We start from the raw sequence: 24,595 nt of genomic DNA, 5'->3' as shown, positions 1-24,595 counted from the left end.
GGAGGGCGCCGGCCGGCCCGTCAGGTTCAACATGTTCAGCCGCCGAGGGCTGCCCTCGCCGACCGCCTGCCCAAGCCGAAGGGCGCCGCACTCCGTGCCCGCCTCGGCCTCGACGAACTCGAACCCGGCCTCCGCGAAACCCTCGCTGGACTGCGCCGTGACGTCGACGGCAACTCCGGTTCCGACAATGGCCTCCGCAGTGCCATCGCGGCCCGCCTCGCCGACCAGCAGGCGGCCCCGTTGCTCAGCACGTAGGCCACCTCGACACCACCCCGCGCCCCGGCACGGCCCCGCCGACCGCGGCGCGGCCGCTACTCGACGATGTCCTGGATAGTAATAATCCCCCGTGCGAGCAGAACCCGTCGGATGCGCTCAGCGATGTTGAGGCTCAGACGGTCATCGAGGGTTTTGTACGTCTCGAGCAGGTAGAGCCCCTCCTCTTTGTTTGTCACCAGAGACTCGGCGCCCGGAAACGTAATGGCCCGGAACTCCTCCTTCAGAGTGGAGAACTTCTTCCACAGGTACGGGGCAACATCCGGGTTTTGCAGGAGGTACTCGTGGATCTGGACACGGTAGAAGCGCTGCAGACGGCGCGGCGTCAGCTCACCGGGATCGATTTTCGACTGTAGACTCAGGTCGTCTCGGACGTCGAACTCCCGGTAGATTTGCTTGACGTTGATCTTCTCGCCGTTCATCTCGAACTCGCCGAATACTTTGTTGCCGGAGCCGACGATGGCGGTCTGGATGGCGCAGAACAAAAGGATCTTCAGGCCGCCCTTGGCCGTAATGGTCTTGAGGATCTCCCCGTCCGAGTAGCTGTCCGTGGAGACGGGCTGGAAGCCTTTGAAGTCCTCGATGGCTACCAGATCCTTGAGCTGCTGGCTGTTCAGGTACGGCTGCTCGGTCATGGCTGGGGCCCCTGTCCTCGGCACGTGCGTGTGTGTGTCGGCCCGTCAGGTGGACCGATCCCTCGCTGACTACCCCGGGCCCAGACGGGGGTATGCGGATAGGACGGACAGTTAAGCCCACGGAGGGACAACGGTTTGATCTTGTGTCTCGTCTGCCTCGGTCGGGCGGCGAGGTGCTTCATGAAATGGTCCCGAGGCTCGCAACTCATCAGCGAGAATTTCCGGCCCGATGGTCGCAAGTGCCCGCAAGGCGCTGGCCTCGCGTGCGGACCGCCAGATGCCGGACAGGGAAAGGAAGTGACCGGGAGCCGGAAGGGGACGACGACAATGCCCAGCGTGGCGAACGGCTCAACGTCGAGGTATCGCATTCCGCCGGTCCCGCACAGGTAGGTATCGCTTCCCGCTGCCGCAGCGAGGTCGGCGAGACGCTCGCCGTGACCGGCCCGCGCGGGCGGGGAGGGTACTGCTTCGCACCATCATGCCTTGCCGGCCCAGCAAGGCGAGCAGAGCATACATAGGCAGACGACTTGGCGATATCGGCCGTGCGATCCGTTGTTCCGAAGCGGTCGAGAACGGGTTCGAGGGCCGTCTGTACGGCTTTCCAGTGGGTGCTGGTGCTGCGGTCCCGTAGTGCTGCCGGACGCGTTCGGCAACCCTGCGGCGGCTCTTGGGCGGCTCGACGAGCCGCCCCTCGTTGATCAGCGTTGGCCGCCCGTTGGGCAGGCGCGGCGCCCGGCGTTCGTCCAGTGCGTGGCGAACGTGACTGGCCTGCGGGCCGTACTGCCCACGCCCAAGTCTGTGCAGGTCGAGGCGCGGCGCCAGATCGAGGCCGACGGGTACGCGTGCGACACCTTGACGCGCGACCTGTTCGCCGACGTCGACCGCGCCGTCCGATACGTCGAGGTGCGCGCCGCCGGCCGCCCGGTCGTGCTGCTCGACGTCGGCGGGTACTTCGCCCCAGCCCTCGACGCGCTGTGCGACCGTTTCTCGAGCCGCATCCTAGGAGTGGACCCCGAGGACTTCCTTGTCGGTCGTTCGGTCGTCCGGTCGTCTTCTCGACCGAGGCCCTGATGCGTAGCCGTGGCGACATCCTGCACGGTCGTACAGCGCTCGTGATCGGCTTCGGCAGGCTGGGGAGCTTTGCCGCGCGTCTGTTGCGTGCCAAGGGCGTACGGGTGACCGTCTACGACATCGACCCGGTGTGCCGTACACAGGCCCTCTCACAGGGGTTCACGGTGGCCTGGCCCGTGACCGCGTGAGCGGCCTTGAGGGCGCCGGGCTCGTGCTGTGCGCGACCGGCTCGCTCTCGCTACGTGGCGAGGACTTCCCCAGGCTGCGCAACGGTGCGTACGTGGCGACCGTGACCAGCAGCGAGGACGAGCTCGAACTCGACGGCCTGCCGGACGTCGTGAGAGGGCATGCGGAGTGAGCCCGACGTGAGCCCGGACGCCTTTGAACGCCCTTCGCCTCTCTCCAGTCTCCAGCGGAAACGGCATCGGTGATCAGGGGGCATCCGGCCGCGTCATGTCCCCCTCGGGACTTTTCATCCATGGGTTCACGGCCCTTCTGTGGGCCGTGTGCGCCCGCGGCGGCCCTCGGGGCCTCGGGCTCACCCGCGTACGCCCCTGTCACGGGTAAGGCACTGAATGCTAACGAACTGGTTAAAAGGCGATCTGACTGTAGGTCAAGTCGATCTAGTCCGGTTTGACTCTTATTCAGCAAAAATTAAGACTTGGTGGCTCTCCGCCTTGTTCGTACGTGGGTGGCCCATACGGGGGCTAGAGGGGTTCTTGAGAACAGCAATGCACAACAGCAGCAGCACCAGCACCAGCACCAGCTCCGGCACCGGCACCAGCTCCGGGTCCGGCTCCGCTCGTACGCGGACGTTCCTCACCCGTGGGATCGTGACCGCTACCGCTCTGGCCGCCATGGGCGGGATCGCCGTGCCGGCGACGACCGCGGTCGCGGCGCCCGCTGGCGAGGTGAGCATGGCCGCGGGCATCGGCACCAGTGAAGAGCAGCGGGTCAACGCGGCGGCGGTGGTCCGCCTCGACGTGATCAACAACCCGGACGTGCTCCTGCTCAGCGACCGTGACTTCGTCTTCGCCCTGTGGGAGAAGGCGAAGGACGCGGGCGAGAGCCGGGAAGCCGTGCGCCTGGCCGCCGAGGAGGCCATGGACCTCGACGCGACCGCTGAGGACCACGTCCGGTTCATCACCACCGGCATCCATGAGGCGAACAAGCTCGACCAGAAGCGGGAGCAGGACCGTGCCGCCATCGAGCGTGAGGCTCGTGAGGCCAAGGCCCGGGCCCTGATCGCGGTGGGCATCCCCAGCAGCCCGGAGCTGCTGGGCCTGAGCGACGACAATTTCATTCGCTCGGTGATGAAGCACTCCGCCGCCGGGCCGGAGGTCAAGGCAGCGGCCGCGGCCGCCCTGGCCAAGGACGACGCGGCCGCATGGCGGGAGTTCATCGACAACGGTGTCCGCGACGCCAAGAAGCGCGACGTGGAAAACGAGCTCAAGGAGCTCGAGAAGAAGAGCCGCGAGGAGGCGCAGCGCCGTAAGGAGCAGGCGGCGCGTGAGAACACCGCCGCGCTGTTCGGCATCACGCCGTCCGAGGCCATGATGCGCCTGAGCGATGACAACTTCATCCGTGAGCTGATCCGCCTCACCCCGGCCGACGCCCAGGGCACGGAGCTGTTCGCGGCGGCGCAGAAGGCGTTGAACAGTTCTGCCGCGGCGGACTGGAGCGAGTTCCTGCACACCGGTGCCGAGCAGGCCTTCAAGCGCGACGACGAGAACCGCCGTAAGAAGATCGCCCAGGCCAACCGCGAGCTGGCCACGCGTATCCAGGCCGCCGCGCAGAAGACCGGCGTGCGTCCGAACCTGGTCGCCGCGGCGAAGAAGGCACTGGCCGGGAGCGACGCGGATGTCGCCGCCTTCCTCCGTGAGGACAGCCTCTACCGGGCCAAGCGGCAGTCCCTGGCGCCGAGCGGCGCCAAGCTGTCGGGCTGGTACGTCCGCCAGTCCAGCGTGGACGGCGGCGAGGCGTTCCTCACCCCCGTCGACGCCAAGGGCAAGCAGGGCGACCGTGAGGACGCCACCTGGGTCGTGGTGGACGGGCTCGCCGCGCAGCCCGGCTGCTACTCCTTCAAGTCCCCCACCAAGCCCGAGCACTACCTGACCCTGAACGGCCTCAAGGTCAAGATGGCCGCCAACGACGGCAGCGCCAAGTTCCGCAAGGACGCCACCTGGTGCGCCCGCAAGGCCCTGGCCGGTTCGGGAACGTCGTTCGAGTCGGCCAGCAACAAGGGCCGCTACCTGCGGCACTTCTGGGGCGACCTCTACGCCGCCAAGAAGGACGACAAGAGCGGCAACCGCTTCGACCGTTCCAAGGACTTCGCCCAGGACGCGACCTGGAAGATCTCCAGCCCGCTCGCGCGCTGACCCGATCCCCGATCAGCCGCCGAGCGCCTGCCCGATCAGCCGCCGAGGGCCTGCCTGATCACCCTCCGATGAGCTCATCCACGTCTGAGCTCGTCGTCCACGTCTGAGCTCGTCGTCCATGCCTGAGCTCGTCGTCTTTGTCTGAGCTCGTCAAACATCTGAGCTCATCCACGTCTTTGACCGAGAAGAACGGAACCCACGATGTCCCGGCCCATCCGAGCCGCGCTGGCCATCGCCGCCAGTGTCACCGCGCTGGTCGGCGCCACCGCGACTGCCACCGCCCACGCCGACCAGGCCACGCTCCGCGCGGCCGCCGCACCTCAGTTCACGAAGCTGCAGCTCGCCAAGAGCGAGAAGTGCCTCACCATCGCCAAGGGCAGCTTCCGTAACGGTGCCAACGCCGAGCAGCAGACCTGCGCCGACGGCCTGGACAACCAGGTCTTCGAGATGATTCCCACCGGTTCGGCAACCTTCGAGCTGCGGGCCAAGCACAGCGGCAAGTGCCTCGAAGTGTCAGGCAGCAGCAAGGAGATCCGCGCCAATGTCCAGCAGTGGTGGTGTGTCGACACCCCGGCTCAGCGCTGGAAGGTCGTCCTGGTCGACACCGCCAAGGAGCTCTACCAGCTGAGCCCCACCCACGCCCTGGACCGGTGCCTGGACATCAGCGGTGGCAGCGTGAAGGACGGCGCGAACGCGAACCAGTGGTACTGCAACGGCAGCGACGCCCAGCGCTGGCGGCTTCTGCCCGTCCAGGCCTGACATTCCCGCCCGCGTCCAGGGCTCCTGAGTTCCTGAGCTTCAGGGCTTCAGGGCTTCAGGGCTCCTGAGCTCCTGGGCGCCAACGATTCTGTGAAGGAAGCGAATTCCACGATGGCACGGATCATCCGAGCCGCGCTGGCTATGGCCGGTAGCGTCGCCGCGCTGGCCGGCGGAACGACCACCGCACACGCGGCAGGACCCGCACCCCTCGCCGCTGCCCCCGCCGCGGAGACGGTCGTGCAGCTGCAGGTGGCAGGCAGCGGCAAATGCCTGGACATCCCCGGGGCCAGTAAGGCCGATGGCAAGCGGGCGCAGCAGTACACCTGCAATGGGACCAATGCCCAGCAGTGGCGCACGGTTCCCGTCGACAAGTCCGCCTTCGAACTGCGCAACGTCGCCAGTGGCAAGTGCCTTGAGGTGAGGCGGGAGAGCAAGGAGGTCCGCGCCGAGGTCGGGCAGTGGGGCTGCAAGGGCCTCAAGCACCAGCGCTGGCAGTTCGTCCTGGTCGACCCCGTCGAGAAGCTCTTCCAGCTGCGTCCGACGCATGTCCAGGACCGTTGCCTGGACATCCCTGGGGGGAAGAAGGACAACGGCGTGCTGGCGCAGCAGTGGTACTGCAACCAGACGCCGGCCCAGCTGTGGCGGCTCACGCCCGTCTCGCCGGCCGCGTGACCGGGTGACCGCGTGACCGGGCGACCGCGTGACCGGGCGACCGGGTGACCGGGCGACCGGGTGACCGAGCGGGTCCGTGCCGTGTGAGGACGGCGGATAGGCGCGCGGTGGAGGGAGGGACAGTGCCGTGCTGACGGCACTGTCCTTCTTGGTCCTTATGGGACTTGGGGCTTGGTACTGGGGCTTGGGACTTGGGGCTCGGGGCCTGCTTGGCCCTGCTTAGCCGTTCTTGGCACTTTTGATCTTTTTGATCCTTTCGTTCCGTTTGTTCCTCTTGTGCATTCCGGCGGACGTGTTGGGGTGCCATGTTGATTCTTTTCTGAGGGGTTTTGTGTGAAGCGTCAGTGGTGGGTTGCGCAGGCGTTGACGGTTGGTGTGCTGGCCGGGGCGAGTGCGGTCGCTGGAACGGTCCCGGCGTGGGCCGAGGCGGGTCAGGATGCGGTCGGCCCGGTCGCTGTCCTGTCTCCTGCCCCGTCCCTGTCCTCCGCCCCGTCCGCGTCGTCGGTCCCCGGGCAGCCGTCCGGTGAGGTTTCGCTGATGAGGACCGCGGCGGCGGACAGTGCGCGCAAGGAGGTCCGTCGGCTGGCTACGGGGCACCCGGCCGCCGAAGTACGCGTCTCGGCGTGGAACGTGCTGCGCAACTCCCGGGGTGACGAGGCGATCGCGGAGTGGTTGGCCCCTGGTGGGGGTTACGACTACGCGCGGGACCGGGCGCGTACTACCCGCTCCCGGAACAAGGCCTTTTGCGAGCGGGTCATCCGTACGCACCCCCAGGAGTTCTCTCCGCAGGTGCGGGCGGCGGCCGAGCGTGCGCTGAAGGGCACGGCCGCTGATCAGGCGGCGTTCGCGAAGACAGGGTATGCCGAGGCCCAGCGGCGTGACCGGGCCGCGCGCGAGGTCGATGACCAGCGCCAGCAGGAAGTCTCCGCCAAGGAGCGGGAGTTCGTGCGGCAGCTGGCTGAGCGTGATCCGGGTGAGCAGGTGCGGGTGGCGGCGCAGTGGGCGCTGCGGGCCGGTGCCACGGACGCGGACGTCGCGGAGTTCTACGGCTATGGGTGGGTGTCCGGTGCCACGCTGGACCTCGAGGCCTACCGGGCGCGGATCGCGGACGCCGAAACAGTTCGCCACCACACCTTGTCGCGCCTGATCGCAGAGGCTGCGGCGGCCGAGGCGGCGGTCAAGGACGCGGCTGATGCGGCGAAGGCCAGGGCCGAGGCCGAACGGGCCTGGCAGGCGGTGGCCGACCACGCCGATGCCGCGCGGAAGGCGTGGCTGGCCGAGCAGGCCGCGGCGGAGACACAGTCGAAGAACTGGCGGTCCATCGCGGAGGCCGCCAAGGGCTCGGCGGACGGGATCTGGAAGAACATCACCGACCCGGCCGAGGCCAACCGGGACACCTGGGCCAAGGAGCAGGCGGACGCGGCCGAGACGGCCGGCTTCTGGCAGAACATGTTCGACCAGGCCCGGGACGGCGAGCAGCGCGTCAAGGGCTGACCGTCCTCGTCTGGTCCGGCCTGTCTGTCTTCTCTGTCTTCTCTATTTTCTCTGTCTTGTCTATCTGGTCTGTCTGGTCTGGATGCCTCCGGCCGGACAGGCCAGACGGCTGCTTTCGCTCTTGCCGGTGCTTTCTTCTCTTCTCTTCTCTTCATTCTCGTCTTCGCTTCATCTCGCTTCTTTTTTCTGCGTTCTTCTTCTCATTCGTCCCTGTCCTGCGCTGGTGCGCGGCGGCAGGGGTCTTTTCCATGTCCTTTCGTTCAAGGGGGATTTCCGTTGATAGGTAGATTCCGGCTTCGGGCCGGACGTTCGCGGGCTGCTGTGGCCGGCACGGCGAGAACGGCTGTGTCGGCTGCGGTGGTGATGGCGTTGCTCAGTGGTACGGCCACCGAAGCAGCCGCCACCGTCACCACCGCCGCTCCGCCGTCCGCCGCCGCCCAGACGGGCTCCTACGCACAGGCGTTGTCGGCGTTCGACCGGCTGGCCGCCTCACTGCCGAAGACGACCACCGCCACACCGGCTGCTGCGCCGCGTTCGGAGCTGGAGCGGATCAGCTCCGAGCGTGACCGGCAACTGGTCGAGGACTTCGCCGAGTTCGACGAGGAGGAGGAGGTCCGCGAGGCCGCGAAGAAGGTGCTGGAGAGCAGCGATCCGAATGCGATTCGGGAGTTCTTGGAGCATGGTGAGGCTGAGGCCCGCCAGCGTGCCAAGGACAAGAAGAACAACACCGACGTTGAGAACGTCAAGAAGATCGAGGCGCTGCGCGGCACGGGTGGGCCGTATTTCAACGCTGAGGTCGAACGTGTCCTGGGTCCGAAGGCCACTGCGCGTGACCGTGCCGATTTCCTCGCTTTTGGTGCGGAGATTGCGCGGGCGCGGGACAAGAAGGACGAGCAGACCGCCAAGGAGCGTGCGGCGGAGCTCCGCAAGCGTGTGGAGATGCTGGTCGGTGTCGGTGGGCCGGAGGTGAAGAAGGCCGCGCAGGCCGCTCTGGACGCCGGGTCGGATAAGGCGATTGAGGAGTTCCTGGAGAAGGGTTACCAGGAGGCCGCGCAGAAGGACGCCGACAATCAGGCCGCGCACGAGAAGGCGCAGAAGGAGGCGCAGGAGGCGGCGGAGAAGCTGCGGGATCTGGCCCAGAAGGCCGCTCGTGCGGCTGAGGCCCGTACCAAGCTGATCGGCTACCACGGGGATGCGGTCAAGGCGCTGAAGGAGGCGGCCAATGCGATGACGTCGGCTGCTTCGGCGGCGCGTGAGGCTGACCGGATGCTGTCGGCGGACCGGGCGGGCAAGCGTCTGTCCGACTACGGCGACGTCAAGGCCGAGGTCGCCCGGCAGGTGGGTTACGCCGGGGATGCGGCCCGTGCGGCCAAGGTCGCGGCCGCGCAGGCGAAGGTGCAGGCCGACGTGCTGGTGGAGACCGGGCTGACGCACGGTGCGCAGTGGTCCGAGGTGGCTTCCGGTATGGCGGCGGCTGCGGAGGCGGCGGTTGCCGCCGGGCAGACCGCGCAGCATGCGGTGGATGCCACTGCCGCCGACGCCGCCGCGCTGAATGGCAAGAACGAGGCGCTGGCGCACGAGCAGCAGGCGAAGCAGTGGCGTGCCAATGCCGAGCAGCAGGCCAAGGCGGCAGCGCAGATGGCCGCGGCCGCGGAGAAGCAGGCGAAGGTCGCTGCGGATGCCGCGGCCCGTGCCAAGCAGGCGCGCCTGGATGCGGAGCAGGCGGAGCGGGAGGCGTGGGAGCACGCCAAGAAGACCCGTCAGGCTCGCCTGGAGGCCGAGCGTCAGGCGAAGATCGCCGCCGAGCAGCGTGCGATCGCCGAGCGTGAGCGTGACCTGGCCGCCCAGGCGCGTGCCCGTGCCGAGCGTGAACGTGACGCGGCTGCTGCGGCCCGTGCCCGCGCCGAGGCCGAAGCCCGTACCGCCTCGGCCCTGCGCGCCCAGGCCCAGGCCGCCGCCGCGCAGGCAGCCTCCGCCCGCGCCGGTGCCGCCGAGAAGGAGGGCATCGCCGCCAAGGCCGACGAACGCGCGCGCACCGAGGAGAGCAACGCCCGCGAGGCGCGCAACAAGGCGTTCCAGGCCGAGCAGAACCACCAGGCCAAGGAAGCCCGGGCCAAGGCGACCGAGGCGATGGCCGCCTCCGGCAAGGGCACCGTTGCCGCCGGTGAGGCACGTGCGGCGGCTGAGGGTGCGCGGGCGGACGCCGACGCTGCCGGTGTGGCGGCCGGTCAGGCCCGTAGTGCTGCTGATGGTGCCAGTGGTGCGGCGGTGCGTGCGCGGTCGGCGGCGACCGAGGCCGCAGGCCATGCCGCCCGGGCACGCGCCGCAGCCGCTGAGGCCACGGCGCACGCGGCCCGTGCCAACCAGGCTGCGAACAATGCCGAGTACGCCGCCGCCAGGGCGAATGCCGCGGCGAACAAGGCCGAGGCCGAAGCTGCAGCCACCCACGCCGCAGCGCAGCGGGCGAATGCCAAGGCGGCTGAGGCCACGGCGCAGCAGGCCCGGGCCGGTATCGCCGCGCACGAGTCGGCTCGTCTGGCGGGGCTGGCTGCCATGCACGCCAACAACGCGCTGCAGGCGGCCAACCGCACCAAGGACGAAGCCGACGGCGCGGTCCGTGAGGCGGCGATGGCGCGGTTGCAGTCCACCATCGCCGTCCAGGCCTCGGGAGCGGCCCGCACCACGGCGGCCGGGATCGCCGACCCGGCCAACACCGCCATCGACCTGACCGCCCCCTTCACCGGAGCGGACGTCGACGCCGACTTCGCCACGCTGGTCGCCAAGGCGGCCCTGGAGACGGGTAAGGAGCAGGTCGCCTCGGCCGAGGCCAAGGCCGCCGAGGCGCTCAAGGCCGCGCAGGCCGCCGAGGAAGCCGCCAAGCGCGCCAACGCCCAGGTGGCGCCGGCGTTCAAGGCCGCCGCTGATGCAGCTCACTCCTCGGCCAACGCCGCCCGCTCGGCCGCCAACGCCATGAAGTCGGCTGCCCAGGCCGCTGAGGACGGCGCCAAGGCCCGTGCCGCCGCAGCCTCCGCCAACAAGGCCGACGCCCAGGCCCAGGCCGATGCCAAGCTCGCCCGCCAGGCCGCCAACCAGGCCTACGCGGACGCGGCAGCGGCCCGTAAGGCGGCCAACGAGGCCGAGGCCGAAGCAGCGCGCGCCCGCGGCGCCGCCGCCGAAGCCGAACAGCACGCCAACGCCGCCAACAGCGCCGCCAACCTCGCCGAACACGAGGCCACCGTCGCCCAAGGCGCCGCAGCCCAGGCCGAAAAGGACGCCGCCGACGCCAACAAGCTCGCCGACTCCGCCGAAAAGCACGCCAAGTCGGCAGAAGAAGCAGCCAAGAACGCCAACAAATACGCCGAGGAAGCCAAGAAGGCCGCTGAAAAGGCCGAGGAATACGAGCGCGAACAGGAACGCAAACGCCGCGCAGAAGCCGCCAAGGCTGCAGGCGAGTCCGGCCCGGAGCTGACCTGGGAGGAAGAGCAAGCGCTCGAATACAACGACTTGTCGCCCGAGGAGTACGAGCAGGCTCGCAAGGCCGCAGAAAAGGGCATCAAGGAGTTCCTGCTTGAAAATGGCGGCAAGATCCTCGTTGACCTCCTCTTCGAGGACATCAAGCAGTGCTTCGTTGAAGGAAACATCGAAAGCTGCTTCTGGACGGTGATCGGTGCCCTCCCCTGGGGGAAGGCTCTTCAGGTCATCAAGGAGCTCCCGGCGATCACCAAGGCCATCACCCGAATTGTCGGTGGGATCAGCAAGTTCCTTGACGAGTCCGCCAAGGCGAAAAAGGTGATCAATAAGAGTGCGGAGATTCTTGAGAAGCTCCGTAAGACTCCCATTGTGTGTCCAGTGGCACAGAACCTATCCGTACGGGAGGGCAACAGCTTCACACCGGAAACCCCGGTGCTGATGGCCGACGGCACGCGCAAGCCGATCAGGGATGTCCACATCGGGCAGAAGGTTCTGGCCACTGACCCCAGCGCCGGAAAGACTGAGGCGCGGGCGGTAACGGATGTGATCGTCGGTGAGGGGCAGAAGAACCTGGTCCAGATCACCGTCGACACCGACGGCGAAGCCGGCAATGCCACCGGTACGGTGAACGCCACTGACAGGCATCCGTTCTGGGTGGACAACAAGGCCAGTTGGCTGGACGCCAAGGACCTCAAGGCGGGTGATCGCCTCCGTACTTCCCGTGGTGAGCTGAGGAAGGTCGTCAACACCCGTGCCTGGACCGAGCACCGCAAGGTCTACAACCTCACCGTCGAAGGCCTCCACACCTATTACGTCGCCGCAGGGTCCACGACGGTCCTGGTGCACAACGCCAAGAAGGACAAAGACTGCAGCCTTCTGATCAAGCGTGTGGCGGTGTTGGACACGGACTGGGTGACAAAGGGTGCCCACATCAACATGATGGACAAGATGGAGGTGCTGATTCGCCCGGACGGGAAGGGCGGCATTATGGGTTTGCCGTTCCGTTCGTCGAAGGGCTACGCCTCGAAGAAGCAGGTCGACGCTGCAATCGACGCGCTCAAGTCGAACAAGAAGCTGCGTGAGAAAATGATTGAGAGGACGAAGGAGGCAAAGAAGAACTACGAGACCAAGGCGTGGAACTTCAAGGAGGACCGGACGGAAGAGCTGGCGGCCTTGATCGAGGCAATGGAGAAGATGTAGATGCCCGACCTGGACTTCTATGCCCATGTGGCCACGCGCGGTGATGTACTGGGAGCGGGCATAGGCTCCCTGCCTGCCGACTGGGAAGCGAAACTCGGGCCTGCCTACGTCGACAACACGTCGCAAGGTCTCATCGGCCGCGACTACGGACTCGTGGAACTCTCGTTCCAGGAGGACGAGGAAACGGGTACGTGGCCTTGTTTCGGCATCAGCCTGCAGATTCACCGTCTGCTGGGCGGCGGCATCGCCGTACCGCCGTCGATTGAGGAGGCTCACGGCACGTTCGCTCATCGCGTGAAGTTCGATGAGCTGAGCGCCGTGATCTCAAGCCAGGGATACTCCATCGAGCCGGACGATGACCCCTCGGGCACCGACGACATCCGGCGATATCGGGTGTCCGAGTCCGGCGCCAGGATTTTCGTCATCGCCGAAGTCGACCCCTACGGGCTCCGTGACGTCGATCCGGACGACCCCACCGAGGAACAGGTGGGGGACGTGTGGGCCATCAGTGTGTCCCCAGCCTGGTGGTCGGCTCGGAGGTAGCGGAAGTAAGTGAGTGAGTCGGGACTCGTCCTGACGGTGTGAAAACGGTACGGCGGGCGTTCTTGTGGGCGCCCGCCGTATCGCATTTTCCGGGTGCGGGTGCGGATACGGACGGGTGCGGGGACGGATGCGGACGGGGGCGGGGACGCGGACCTGTACGAAGCCGTGCCCTTTCGCGCGCCCAGCCGTGCCCTTGCCCTTCAGCACGTAGAGCCGTGCCCCATGCCACCACTGCCGTCCGGTCCCGTCCGCCCGCGCATGAGCCATGACCCCCGCCCGCGTAGGAGCCATGACCCCGCGTACGACCCATGCCCCGTGCCCCATGCCCCATCCGGACGTCATGCCCCATCCGGACGCCGAGGATTCGCCGGACGCCCTCGCAGCGGAAAGCCTTGGGACGGGCGTCGAGGCGGCCGACACGACGGTGCCCGTACGGACGGGTGGAGCGGGAAGAGACCGGTACGGATGCGGCAGGGCGACAGCCCCTCTACGGGCGACGACGGGGAGTGGGAGCCACGGGCCCGCCGTGCCCGGAGGCGGCTGCGGGGGCAGCACCTGGTGCGCTGGCTGCCCGTCGTTCTGCTCATCGGCGGCCTCGCCTTCGAGGAGGTGACGCCGCTCAGCTACACCGGCTCCCCCTTCTTCGCCGCGGCCCCGCTGGTCGCGGCGCCGCTCTTCTCGCTGGGTGCTACCGCCCTCACCGCGCTGGTCGCCGTCGCAGGCGAGATCTGGGTGGCCGCCTACCGCAGCCCCGCCTCGAACGTCCACGAGGCGGTGGCGGAGGCTGCGACGGTGTTCGTCGTGGCCCTGCTGGCGCTCGGCATCAACCGTGCGCTACGGAAGACCGAGGCCCATCTGGCGTCCGTACGGGACGTCGCGGAGGCCGCCCAGCGGGCCGTTCTGCCGGAGCCGCCGGAGCAGCTCGGCGGACGGCTCGCGGTCGCCGCCCGCTACGTGGGCGCGCGGGCGGACGCGCGGATCGGTGGCGACCTCTACGCCGTGCAGGACACCCCGCACGGCGTACGGCTGCTCGTCGGCGACGTACGCGGCAAGGGGCTGGAGGCGGTGGAGGCCGCGGTGGTCGTCATCGGTGCCTTCCGGGAGGCGGCCGAGCAGGAGGCCACGCTGGAGGCGGTGGCGGGCCGGCTGGAGCGGGCGCTGCGGCGGGAGGCCGAGCGGCGCGCGGGGATCGAGCTGGTCGAGGGGTTCGCCACGGCTGTCCTGGCGGAGGTCCCGGCCGTCGGGGAGCCCGTGCTGCGGATTCTCAATCGCGGCCATCCGGCGCCTCTGATGCTCACCCCGGACGGCGGGCTGCGCGAGCTGACGCCCTCGGCGCCGGCGCTGCCGCTGGGGATGGGCGAGGTGGCGAGCTGGCCGGACCGGGTGGACGAGACGTTCCTCCCGGCCGGTGCACTGCTGCTCTTCTTCACGGACGGCGTCACCGAAGCCCGCGATTCCCACGGCCGCTTCTACGACCCGTCGGCGCGGCTGCGGGGCCGCCACTTCGCCGGACCGGGCAGCCTCCTGGACACCCTCATCGAGGACGTGGCACGGCATACGGGCGGCGAGCAGGCGGACGATATGGCGCTGCTGGCGGTGCAGCGGCCCATGGGGGCGTAGTGAGGCGTGTGAGCTCCCGGTGTTGACGACGTGTCGACGACCGGCGTGTCGACGACGTGTTGATGACCGTGATCCGACGTCGCGCACGTCGTCACTCTAGGTGATGTCCGTGCGCCCCTCCGCATCACAATGGGCACCTGCATCGGATAACAACTGACGCACAATCGCCGAGAGATCGTTTAGCGCTCTGTGGTCAATTCGCCCTATTTGAGTGGGAATGGCGGGAAAGTTCCACGGTGCATCTCATAGGGAGTGGACAAGGATCCCGGGGGAGGCTTGGAAAATGGTCACGGCTTCTATTACTGTCCGATAACGCAGCGCGGTCGTCCCAGCCGCCGCAAGAGGCGGCACCGCGCGCCGACGCCGAATCTCGTACGCGCATTTCACGCACCTTCAACACCTCGAACGGCCCGAACGGTACGAACCGCGCGAGCTGCCCGAACCGCATGAACGGCATGAACTGCACAAGGGAACCGGGGAACCACCACCTTGGGGTGAATCGGACGCCTCAGCCAGAGGGTGCCCGTAGGAGACCTTCCTGCTCCGAACCCGTCAGCTAACCCGGTAGGCGAGAAGGAAGGAAAGGAGTCCGCCCCCGTGGCGTCCAGCAGGCCTGCCCCCGAGGCTCCGTTCGCATCCGCTCCTGCATCCGTATCCGCATCCCCGGCCCCCTTCCCCTCTGTATCTGCATCCGCATCTGCATCCGCAGCCCCCGCTGCTCCGGCCTCCCCGGATGAACTCGATGCCCGAGGCGCCTTCGACGGCCCCGGCTACGCGCGCGGCGGTGCGGACATCGCAGCGGGCCATGACGCCGACCGTGACGGTGAAGGTGACAGCGACGGCGGCAGTGACGGTGACGGCCCGTGGGAGGAGTGGAACCCCACCGAGGAGTCCGTCCGCGCCGTCCGTGGCAAGCACCGGGTGGTCAAGCAGCGCACCGGCGGGCTCGCCCGCGGCGGTACGGTCCTCGGTGTCGGCGTCATCGCGGCGGTCGGCGCGGGGGGTATGGCCACGGCGGAGGACCGCCCGCCGGTCCCGATCTCGATGCCCGACATCGGCGGGCTGGCTCACGAGATAGCCGACAGCCTGCCGGACGCCGAATCCCTCCCTGGCGTGGGCGACCTCATATCCGGCGCTGGTGCCGACGACGGCGCCAACTCCAGCGCCAACTCCGGCTCCGGCTCCGGCTCCGAGGCCAACTCCCCCTCGGCTTCAGGCCCACTCAGCGAGGCCATCGGCGCAGGCAGCGGCACCGGCGCCGGCGAGGCCCTGCGCAGCCGCATCCTCCAGCAGGCCGACGCGCAGCAGGACGCCGCCGAGGCGGAAGCTCGCGAAGCGGCCGAGAACGCCGCCGTCAAGCAGGCCGCGAAGGAAGCGGCCGAAGCCCAGAAGGCAGCCGAGAAGGCCGAGGCCGCCAAGAAAGCCGCGGAGCTGGAGGCCAAGCGTGAGGCTGAGGAGGAGGCCCGCCGTAAGGCGGAGGCCGAACGCCTCGCCCAGTTGGCGAAGAGCTTCACCGCCCCCGTCTCCTCGTACACCCTGACCGCCAGCTTCGGCCAGGCCGGCGACCGCTGGGCCGCGGACCACACCGGGCAGGACTTCGCCGCGCCGACCGGCACGCCCGTCAAGGCGGTTCACTCCGGCACCATCACCCAGGCCGGCTGGGCCGGTGCGTACGGCTACCGCATCGTGCTCACCCTCGACGACGGCACCGAGCTCTGGTTCTGCCATCTGTCCTCGATGGTGAAGACCTCCGGCAAGGTCACTACGGGCGACGTCATCGGCCGCGTCGGCGCGACGGGCAACGTCACCGGCCCACACCTCCACCTGGAGGTACGCCCCGGTGCCGGGGACCCGATAGACCCGGTGCCATGGCTTCGGGAGCACGGAATAGCCATCTGATCAACGTCACCATCTGATCAACGTCGCCATCCGGGCAACGTCACCATCTGGGCAACGGAGAACACGAGGCAACGAGAAACAAAAACAAACGGGGGGGGGAATAAACTCCCTCCCCTCAGCGCTCTCACGCCACATGACCGCGAAACTCAAAACTGTTGGTTCGCTCTCCGTCTCCCCGCTCTCCCTCGGCGGCAACGTCTTCGGCTGGACGGCCGACGAAGCCGAGTCCTTCGCCGTGCTCGACGCGTACACGGCCGCCGGCGGCAACTTCATCGACACCGCCGACGTCTACTCCGCCTGGGTCCCCGGCAACAAGGGCGGTGAGTCCGAGACCGTCATCGGCAACTGGCTGGCGTCCCGCGGTAATCGCTCCGACGTCGTCATCGCCACCAAGGTCGGCGCACACCCCGACCTCAAGGGCCTGACCGCCGCCACGATCAAGACCGCGGTCGACCAGTCCCTCGCTCGCCTCCGTACGGACTACATCGACCTCTACTACACCCACTTCGACGATGAGTCGCTCGAGGTCGGGGAGTTCCTCACCGCTCTCGACGACCTCGTCAAGGCCGGCAAGGTCCGCGAGATCGGCGCGTCCAACATCTCAGCGGCCCGCCTTGCGGAATCCCTGGCCTTCTCCACTCGCGAGGGCCTGGCCCGTTACGTCGCCCTGCAGCCCCATTACAACCTCGTCTCCCGTGACACCTACGAGGGCGAACTGGCTGCCGTGGCCGCCCGCGAGGGCGTCGCCGCGGTCCCCTACTACGCTCTCGCCTCCGGCTTCCTCACCGGCAAGTACCGCCCGGGCACCGCCATCGACAGCGCCCGCTCCGAGAAGGCCGCACAGTATCTGGCCACCGATCGCGGCCTCCGCGTCCTTGAGGCCCTCGATACCGTCGCCGCCGCCCACGGAGCCGAGCCGGCCACCGTGGCCCTCGCCTGGCTCGCCGCCCAGCCGACTGTCGCCGCCCCCATCGCCAGCGCCCGCACGGTCTCCCAGCTCCCACCCCTCCTGGCCGCCGCCGACCTGACCCTCACCGAGCCCGAACTCACCCTCCTCAACGACGCCTCGGCCTGAATGACGGTGCACGGACGCGGCAGGCGCTCGCCGCCCCGCCCGTGCACCGGCCAGCCTCAACCCCGACGGTCGACCACCGCCCACGACGCCAGCGCGACCCCACCCGCCACTGCGAACACCGAAGGCCAGGCCCCAATCTTCTTGGCCAGCACATGTGACCCCGCGAACGCCGCCACGTAGGCGCCACTCAACGCCACCGCAGCCGTCGGCCCGGCCTTCTCCTGCCACTCCTTGGCCGCCACAGCCCCCGCCGCCGCCAGCGCCACCCCACCCAGGGGCCGCTTCTTCGTCCAACGGGCCAGGCCGTAACCACCTACAAGCCCACTCGCCGCCACTACTGCCGCCGGAACACGCGCCATCGCCATAACCTTCCACGTCAGAGCCAACTTCCCTGAGCCTACGCCGGGCCTTGCAGCGGACCGGGGAGGCCCGGAGAGCCAGAGAAAGCAGCAAGCAGGGCAATGATCGTGTGGCCCGGCGGAACCATGGAGGACCGCGATCATGGCTCGATTCCGCCGTCTGCTCGTCTCATCGTCTTCAACAGCAGCCACAAGTGATCGAATCCCGTAACTTTTGGTGCATGGGTATACGTGATCTGCTCCTCGATGTGGCCAACAGGTTCGACACCACGCTCACCACTACGAGCGGGAACCCAGGCCAAGAAGTGCTGAAGGCAGCGGGCGACCGCCTCGCGACGGCCCTGCCCTACGGCATGAAGGCGAGAGGCCACGGCGGAAAAGGCGGAGCCGCGGCAACACCATGGATTCAGATCTATGAATCGACTACGGGAGGGAGCGGAACTGACGGGCTCTACCTCGCTTATATCTTCGCGGCGGATCTCAAGTCAGTCGCTCTGACGCTTCAGCAGGGCGTAACGGTGTTCAGCAACCAACTGGAGACGACCGGCAAGAAGCTCCGCACTCACTTGACCGTAAGGGCACAGTCCTTGCTGGCTGAGCTTCCTCGCGAACTCGTCGCTGACTGGTCCGATCAGCCGGAGTTCAAACACACCGGGTGGCGGGCACGGGCGTACGAGGCCAGTAGCGTAGCCGCTCGCTGCTATGAGATCGATCAACTTCCTGCTGAGGAAGACCTCTGTGCAGACCTCGGCAACATGGCCACGATCCTCAAGGCGACACTCGCTGTTGAGCCGCACATTGAGGTCATGAACGAGCCTGAGGGACCCATCGTTGAGTACCGCACCAGCGGACATGTCACCTACGAGGGCCTGGAGGGATTTCAGCCCAAAACGAGCGATGACTATTACGTGCAGCTTGCGGCGGCCGAGCAACGCAGGACGCGGGCACACGAGGGGCTCATTCGGCGTTTTGGGCCCTACATCCTGAGGCGGGGGTTTACGCCGATTACACATCGTGTGCATCCTCGGGACCTGGTGCTCCAGGCGAATGGCGACGAATGGCTGGTGGAAGCCAAAGCGGTGAAGAAGGGCAACCCCACGCAGGCAGTGCGCGAGGCCGTAGGGCAGCTGCTGGAGTATCGCTATTTCTGGTACGCGCTGAGGGGAGAGCCCAAGCCGCACCTCCTGGGACTATTCTCCGAGGATATTGGCGTCTACACCAACTACCTTGAGGAACATGGCATCGGGGCCATCTGGCGCACACCTGATGGATGGGCGGGCTCTTCCACAGCGATCTCGTGGGGTATGGCTGACGTGGTCTCACAGTCTCTGACTTGAGCCATGCGCTTCGGGAGGTTGTGCGCCTGATTTCCGCCGGCCATACTCCCCGTAAGCTTCCACAACTATCTGCAAACGCCTGCGCGGCTGGCGCGTTCCGCTATGCCTCGATGTCGTATTCCAGCACGTATGCGGACGAGTCCAGGATCATCTCGTTGACTTCCACAGGGCGGCCGCCATCCGTGAAAGCGGTGCGGAAGATGATGATCACGGGTGTGCCCATGGTGAGGCTGAGTCGGTTTTCCTCATCCCGAGACGGCATCCGGCAGCGGATCTCTTCCGGGAAGTGCACGGGCTCGTGGCCCAGTTCAGCCAGGCGCGCGTAGGTGCCGCCAGGCCCGGTGTCCTCTTGGATAATCAGGGAGCCAGCCACCAGGTCAGTGGGAAGGAAACTCGTGGCCAGCAGTATCGGCTTGCCTTCGAGGATGAAGCGGCGCGAACAAAGACACCCGCGCCACGCCCCGTGCCCGTAGGGCAGCCGGGGCTGTTGCGTGGCGAGGCTCGGCCCTGGTCCGCCCGTACGTGCTCACGCCCGAAGAACTGCACCAGCGACGGTTGCGGCGCGGGCGGCGACGGTCATTGTGGCTGGCTGTGCACGGAATCGATGCGGGGCCGCGCTGGATTCACGGCGTGGAGGTGGTGAGCTGATGGCCCGCATGTGCCGCCCCGTTCGCCTGGGGGGAACTGGTCCCGGAGCCAAAGCCGGTTGCCGGGTGCGATGTGTGCGCCGCACTGGCACAACAGCGCGCGGAAGCCTACGCCGTGGGAGACACGTCGAAGGCGACGGATCGCAATGTCGAGATGCGCCGCCACCCCCATCCCAAGACGGTGCGCTGATGACGAGCTCCGGGCGCACTGGCTACGAGCTGTCCGCGTTCCAGTACTTCAACGCCGCCATGACCGACCCGATGGCGGGCGGTGCGCCGCCTGCTGCGTAGAGCAGGACGGGGTCCCCTCGGTACGGCTCTGGCTACCCCGCCTGCACAGCCTTGCCCGACCGGACTTCTTTGAGTGAGTCTCGCCGGAGCCGCTGGGTTCGCCCTCTTCCTGGTCTGCCAGGCAGCCACCCTGCCGGGTCACAGCCTCCAGCGCATCCGTAAGCGCCCGCTGTCCCCACGGCTGATAGTGCCGCAAGCGCTGGAGGAGGAGGTGTTCCCGGGTGGTGAAGTCGGGGGTGGGGCCGGTGAGGTGGGCGCGGCGGCGGTGGAAGGAGAGGGTGGTGGCGAGGGCGGTGTATTCGGTGACGGCGCGGGCGGCGGCGGGGCCCTGGGTGCGGTGGGCGATGTCGCGGGCCAGGGTGCGGGTCTTGAGGGAGGAGAGGGCGGTGGGTTCGGTGGGGGCGAGCCAGCCGGCGGTGATGTAGGGGGCGAGGTAGCGGCGGAGGGAGAGGAGCTCCTGGTTGCGGGCCCAGGTGGCGAGGGCGGTCAGGGTGAGCAGGACCGGGACCATGAAGAGGCCGTAGACGAGGAGGAAGCCGGGGGTGTTGAGGGTGGCGGAGGCGTTCCAGACGGCGTGGAGGAGGACCGAGGTTGCCAGACCCAGGGCGGCCACGGCTGTGCGGGCGGTGCGGCGGCGGGGGTAGCGGGTGGCGGCGATGCCGAACGCGAGGCCGGTGGGGATGGTGAAGAGGGGGTGGGCGAAGGGGGAGACGATGATCCGGATGAAGAAGGTACCGGCGGTGAGGGAGTCCAGGCCCGAGTGGCCCAGGGACTGGTCCTCGCCGAAGGCGTTGCCGAGATAGAGGATGTTCTCGGTGAAGGCGAAGCCGGTGGCGGTGATGCCGGCGATGACGATGCCGTCCGTGATGCCGTCGAAGTCGCGCCGGCGGAAGCGGTAGAGGAAGAGGACGGCGGCGGCCTTGACCGTTTCCTCGACGAACGGGGCGATGGCTGCGGCGCCCCAGACCTCGGCCCCGGAGGGCGAGGTGGGGGCGATATTGGCGGCCAGCCAGTCGGTGGCGAAGCCGTTGGCCAGCAGGGCGACCAGGGTGGCGGCGCAGGCGCCCCAGGCGAAGGCGAAGGCGAGGTTGCGCCAGGGCTCGGGTTCCAGGCGGTCGAGCCAGCAGAACGCTGCGATGAGGAGCGGTACGGGGAAGACGGCCAGGCCCAGGCCGACGAGGAAGCCTTCGGTGCCGGTCTCGCGGCGGACCAGCGCGATGATCAGGACACCGGAGAGCGCCAGGAGGGATATCAGGGCCGTCGCGCGGACGGTTCTGCTCTGCCACGGGGGTGTGCGGTGCGGGTGCGGGTGCGGGTGCGCGGTGGGGGCGTGCGCGGTGCAGGGGGTGTGTGCCGGGGGTGCGTACGGGGGCGGAGGTGGTGCGCAGGGGGGTGGGGGCGGATGGGGGGAGGACGGGGACACCTGTCGACTCTAACGAGGAGGTTTGCGGCGTAGGGAGGGGCCATTCCTGGTGGGGCGCCTACTGGCTAGTGGTGCCCAGTGGGGTGCCTGGTGGTGCCCAGTGGGTGCCTGAGGGAAGCCTCTGCCGCGCCTGCACGAAGGTCACGAGGTCACGAGGTCACGAAGGCCACGAAGGTCTTCGTGCAGGCGGGTGCCGGAGGTGCGGAGCCCTTGTTGGTGGAGGAGGCTGTGGATACCCGCGCCGTTACCGGCTACCGGCTACCGGCTATCGGCTTACGCGCTGCGGCGGCGGAAGAGCAGGTCGTGGACGATATGCCCCTTGTCCAGGCCCTGGCCCTCGAACCTGGTCAGCGGGCGGAAGTCCGGCCGGGGGGCGTAGCCGGGGTGGAGGTTCTCCAGCGTCGGCTCGGCGGAGAGGACTTCCAGCATCTGCTCGGCGTACGGCTCCCAGTCGGTCGCACAGTGGACCAGGGCGCCGGGCGCGAGCCGGGAGCAGGCCAGCGCGACGAATTCCGGCTGGATCAGGCGGCGCTTGTGGTGGCGCTTCTTGGGCCAGGGGTCGGGGAAGAAGACGCGCAGGCCGGCGAGGGAGCCGGGGGCGAGCATCTCGCGGAGGAGGATGATCGCGTCGCCGTTCGCCACGCGGATGTTGGACAGGCCGTTCTGCTCTGCGAGGCGGAGCAGATTGCCCTGGCCCGGCGTGTGCACGTCACAGGCGAGGATTCCGGTCGACGGGTCGGCGGCGGCCATCTGTGCCGTGGCCTCGCCCATCCCGAAGCCGATCTCCAGGACGACCGGCAGGCCGTCGAAGAAGGTGTCGAGGTCGATTCGGGACAGGCCATCGATGTCCAGGCCCCACTTGGGCCACATGCGACGCAGTGCATCGGCCTGACCGGGGGAGACACGGCTGCGGCGCGGCTGGAAGGAGCGGATCCGTCGCTCGTGGTGCGAGCCCGCCGGGTCGGCCGCGGGGCCGGTGCCGTCGGGGAACATGGGCGCGCCGCGACGGGGGGTGGCGGCTGAGACGGCCGTGGAGCCGAGGCCGCGGGCTTCCTGCGGGGTGGCTTCCTGTGGAGTGGCTTCCTGCGCGGCGGTGGCCCGTGCGGCGGCGGCAGCGGCTGCCGGAGCGCCGGCTTCCGACGGGTTGGCTTCCGACCGGTTGGCTTCAGGGGTGGCGGGGTTCTCGGACACAGTGTGTCGATTCTACGGGGGCGGAGGACGGGCCTGCGGGGATGGAGGGCTGGGGGGCTGGGGGGGAGGGCGGTTGTACGGGTGGAGGGCAGGGTGGGCGTGAGGCCGGTGGCGATATCGGAAGTACCAGGTGATGGCGGGGCGGACGGGGTGAAACCCCTGGTCGGAGGCGTTGGCTCGGTGAGTGGCGGCGTGCATACGATGCGGGGCCGACGTGGCATAACCAAGCCAGCAAGCCAGCAAGCCAGCAAGCCAGCAAGCAAGCCAGCAAGCCAGCAAGTAAGTAAGCAAGCGAGCAAGTAAGCAAGTAAGCCAGGGGGTCTGTTCATCGTGTCGCAGGGTGGCCAGGGAAGCGCCGAGAATCCGCAAGGGGCGAAGCCGGACGGCCAGGGGAGTCCGGGAGCGTCGGCCAGTGGTCCGCCCGTGCCGGGCCAGGCCGCTCCGTCCGCCGCGGGGCAGGCTGCTCCGTCGCCCGTTCCGCCGCAGGGCCAGCCCATGGGCGCGGCCGGTTATCCGCCCGCGGGACAGCCCGTCGCCCCGCCCCCTGCTGCCCCCAACCCCTATGCCGCTCAGCCTGGTCAGCCCATTTCGCCTGGTCAGTCCGGTCAGTCCGGTCAGCCCGGCCCGGGTGCGGCGCAGCCGCCCATGGGCCAGCCTCAGGGGTCACCTCAGCAGGGCTATGGCTACCCCTCCTCCGCGCCGCATGGGTCCGTACCGCATGGATCCGTCCCGCACGGAGGCCAGCAGCCGCCCCCGCCCCCGCCCTCGCCGTACGCCCAGCAGCAAGCTCCCGTGCCCGGACATGTTCCCGTGCCAGGGCAGGCTCCTATGCCCGGGCAGGCTCCTGTGCCCGGGCAGCCGCCGTTCCCCGGTGGGCCCACGGCGGCAGCGCCGTTCCCGGGGGCACCGTTCCCGGGAGGACCGGGGCAGCTCGCCGCCCCGTCCCGTAGCGGGGCTCCCGTGCCGCTCATCCTGGCGATCGTGATGGTCGTCCTGATCGCCGGCGGTGTCGGCGGGTACTTCCTCCTCACGGGGAACGACTCCGCCGGCTCGGCCGCCGACCGGCCGGCGAACGCCTTGCCGCGGCTGTGGGAGATGCCCTCGTCCGCGTCCGCGCGCGAACGGCAGGACGAGAACGGTCTGCGCTCGATGTGGTTCAACAGTGACGACGTCATCTACGGCGATGGCGAGGGCGTGCGGGCGTACAACCGCAAGACCGGCAAGAAGTCGTGGACGGTGGAGACGCCGAAGGGCGCGGGCGAGGTCTGCGCGATGTCCAAGGACTCCAGCTACGAAGGCGTGGGCGTGGTCGTCTTCGACGCGGGCGGCGACGACTGTTCCTACGTCTCCGTCGTCGACACCGACACCGGCCGCACGCTGTGGTCGAAGAACCTCCAGGACACGAGCGGCGCGGAACACCGGCCGCGGGTCGTGGTGAACAAGAAGGTCGTCGCGGTCACGATCGGGCGGACCTACGCCGGCTTCTCGGTGTCCGGCGCGGACAAGGTCTGGGAGCTGACCTCGCGGGGGCGCCAGTGCACCAACTCCGTGGGTCTGAGCCCGCAGTATCTGGCCTGGGTCAGCAACTGCCCCGATGAGAAGCCGCAGGCGCAGCTGTCGCTCCAGGACCTGGAGTACCCCAGCATCCATTCGAAGATCGACGGCGAGAAGCGGCCGATCGAGCAGATCCTCTCGGACCGGCCCCTGACGCTCCTCATGCTCGACGGCAGCTCCGCCGATCCCGACCGCTTCATCCAGACGTATACGAAGGAAGGGCAGCCGGATCACTCGTTCAAGCTCGAAGGAGAGCTGAAGGACCTGGCCTTCGATTCGCGCAGCACCTATGTCGACGATGACGAGCAGGTGCTGGTGGCGCAGTACGGCGCCGGCAAGGGGCTCGCGGCCATGGACCTGAAGACCGGAAAGCTGCTGTGGAAGAAGCGCGGCTCGGCGGCGACCGCGGGCGTGGACGACGCGGGGGTGATCGCGGTCACCACGTCACCCGACAGCGGCGCGAGCGCCCGCGATCCGCTGCTGGTCTCGATCGGCCTGCGTGACGGCAAGGAGAAGGTGATGGGCGCGGTCTACGACCCGGAGCATTCGCTGCCCTCTCCTGACTCCATGTCACTCGCCTGGAACGGCATCGACAAAACGCTGTTCGTGCAGGGCGAGCGGCTCAGTGACAACCGGCCGAGCGTCCAGGCGTTCAAGGTTCCTCCGGGCAGGTGAACCGCCGGGCCGGTGCCGCTTCTGTTCT

15 protein-coding genes, 2 pseudogenes and 1 riboswitch are annotated in these 24,595 nt (G+C 68.4%); of the genes and pseudogenes, 12 read left to right on the top strand and 5 right to left on the bottom strand.

Annotation, left to right across the window (positions count from 1 at the left end; genetic code table 11):
- Window positions 1-311 precede the first annotated feature (311 nt).
- Window positions 312-908 (bottom strand): hypothetical protein, encoded by a 597-nt coding sequence (locus ACFY12_RS12340; protein WP_390715740.1) that lies wholly within the window; start codon window positions 906-908, stop codon window positions 312-314.
- A 780-nt stretch (window positions 909-1,688) separates the two neighbouring features.
- Here ACFY12_RS12340 and ACFY12_RS12335 point away from each other — a divergent pair.
- The 10 genes and pseudogenes from ACFY12_RS12335 to ACFY12_RS12290 form a co-directional block, all read left to right on the top strand.
- Window positions 1,689-2,313, top strand: a pseudogene (locus ACFY12_RS12335) (adenosylhomocysteinase); the annotation flags it as partial.
- A gap of 397 nt (window positions 2,314-2,710) precedes the next feature.
- Complete coding sequence (locus tag ACFY12_RS12330) at window positions 2,711-4,357, top strand: AbfB domain-containing protein (RefSeq protein ID WP_390715739.1); 1,647 nt, start codon at window positions 2,711-2,713, stop codon at window positions 4,355-4,357.
- Between the two features lie 201 nt (window positions 4,358-4,558).
- The gene (locus ACFY12_RS12325) at window positions 4,559-5,116 is read left to right on the top strand and encodes an RICIN domain-containing protein (RefSeq protein ID WP_390715738.1); all 558 of its coding nucleotides are present in this window, start codon (window positions 4,559-4,561) and stop codon (window positions 5,114-5,116) included.
- Window positions 5,117-5,227: 111 nt separating this feature from the next.
- A complete protein-coding gene (locus tag ACFY12_RS12320) occupies window positions 5,228-5,788 on the top strand; it encodes an RICIN domain-containing protein (RefSeq protein ID WP_390715737.1) in 561 nt (186 codons plus the stop codon).
- A gap of 537 nt (window positions 5,789-6,325) precedes the next feature.
- Window positions 6,326-7,282 (top strand): hypothetical protein, encoded by a 957-nt coding sequence (locus ACFY12_RS12315; RefSeq protein ID WP_390715736.1) that lies wholly within the window; start codon window positions 6,326-6,328, stop codon window positions 7,280-7,282.
- 363 nt (window positions 7,283-7,645) lie between these two features.
- Complete coding sequence (locus ACFY12_RS12310; protein WP_390715735.1) at window positions 7,646-11,953, top strand: polymorphic toxin-type HINT domain-containing protein; 4,308 nt, start codon at window positions 7,646-7,648, stop codon at window positions 11,951-11,953.
- Window positions 11,954-12,496, top strand: coding sequence for a hypothetical protein (locus ACFY12_RS12305; protein WP_390715734.1), 543 nt, complete (start codon window positions 11,954-11,956; stop codon window positions 12,494-12,496).
- A 465-nt stretch (window positions 12,497-12,961) separates the two neighbouring features.
- Window positions 12,962-14,116, top strand: coding sequence for a PP2C family protein-serine/threonine phosphatase (locus ACFY12_RS12300; protein WP_390715733.1), 1,155 nt, complete (start codon window positions 12,962-12,964; stop codon window positions 14,114-14,116).
- Window positions 14,117-14,557: 441 nt separating this feature from the next.
- Window positions 14,558-14,702, top strand: a riboswitch (cyclic di-AMP (ydaO/yuaA leader).
- Between the two features lie 11 nt (window positions 14,703-14,713).
- Window positions 14,714-16,015, top strand: coding sequence for a M23 family metallopeptidase (locus ACFY12_RS12295; RefSeq protein WP_390715732.1), 1,302 nt, complete (start codon window positions 14,714-14,716; stop codon window positions 16,013-16,015).
- A gap of 133 nt (window positions 16,016-16,148) precedes the next feature.
- The gene (locus ACFY12_RS12290; protein ID WP_390715731.1) at window positions 16,149-17,090 is read left to right on the top strand and encodes an aldo/keto reductase; all 942 of its coding nucleotides are present in this window, start codon (window positions 16,149-16,151) and stop codon (window positions 17,088-17,090) included.
- 56 nt (window positions 17,091-17,146) lie between these two features.
- On the opposite strand, the gene ACFY12_RS12285 is transcribed toward ACFY12_RS12290, so the two are convergent.
- Window positions 17,147-17,449 carry a hypothetical protein gene (locus ACFY12_RS12285; protein ID WP_390715730.1) on the bottom strand — a complete coding sequence of 101 codons (303 nt, stop codon included), beginning with the start codon at window positions 17,447-17,449 and terminating at the stop codon, window positions 17,147-17,149.
- Window positions 17,450-17,670: 221 nt separating this feature from the next.
- On the opposite strand from ACFY12_RS12285, the gene ACFY12_RS12280 reads away from it, so the two are divergent.
- Window positions 17,671-18,786: an MrcB family domain-containing protein gene (locus ACFY12_RS12280; RefSeq protein ID WP_390715729.1), complete on the top strand. Its 1,116-nt coding sequence runs from the start codon at window positions 17,671-17,673 to the stop codon at window positions 18,784-18,786.
- A gap of 100 nt (window positions 18,787-18,886) precedes the next feature.
- Here the strand turns inward: ACFY12_RS12280 and ACFY12_RS12275 are convergent.
- The 3 genes and pseudogenes from ACFY12_RS12275 to trmB all read right to left on the bottom strand — a co-directional run.
- Window positions 18,887-19,234, bottom strand: a pseudogene (locus ACFY12_RS12275) (UTRA domain-containing protein); the annotation flags it as partial.
- Window positions 19,235-19,671: 437 nt separating this feature from the next.
- Window positions 19,672-21,147: a PrsW family intramembrane metalloprotease gene (locus ACFY12_RS12270; RefSeq protein WP_390715728.1), complete on the bottom strand. Its 1,476-nt coding sequence runs from the start codon at window positions 21,145-21,147 to the stop codon at window positions 19,672-19,674.
- A 273-nt stretch (window positions 21,148-21,420) separates the two neighbouring features.
- Window positions 21,421-22,338 carry a tRNA (guanosine(46)-N7)-methyltransferase TrmB gene (gene trmB, locus ACFY12_RS12265; protein WP_390715727.1) on the bottom strand — a complete coding sequence of 306 codons (918 nt, stop codon included), beginning with the start codon at window positions 22,336-22,338 and terminating at the stop codon, window positions 21,421-21,423.
- A 960-nt stretch (window positions 22,339-23,298) separates the two neighbouring features.
- Here trmB and ACFY12_RS12260 point away from each other — a divergent pair.
- Complete coding sequence (locus ACFY12_RS12260) at window positions 23,299-24,567, top strand: PQQ-binding-like beta-propeller repeat protein (protein WP_390715726.1); 1,269 nt, start codon at window positions 23,299-23,301, stop codon at window positions 24,565-24,567.
- Window positions 24,568-24,595 lie beyond the last annotated feature (28 nt).

Source organism: Streptomyces sp. NPDC001339 (assembly GCF_042895955.1).
GTDB lineage: Bacteria > Actinomycetota > Actinomycetes > Streptomycetales > Streptomycetaceae > Streptomyces.
The sequence above is the reverse complement of the archived record's forward strand: the minus strand, read 5'-3'. Positions and strand labels throughout refer to the sequence as shown.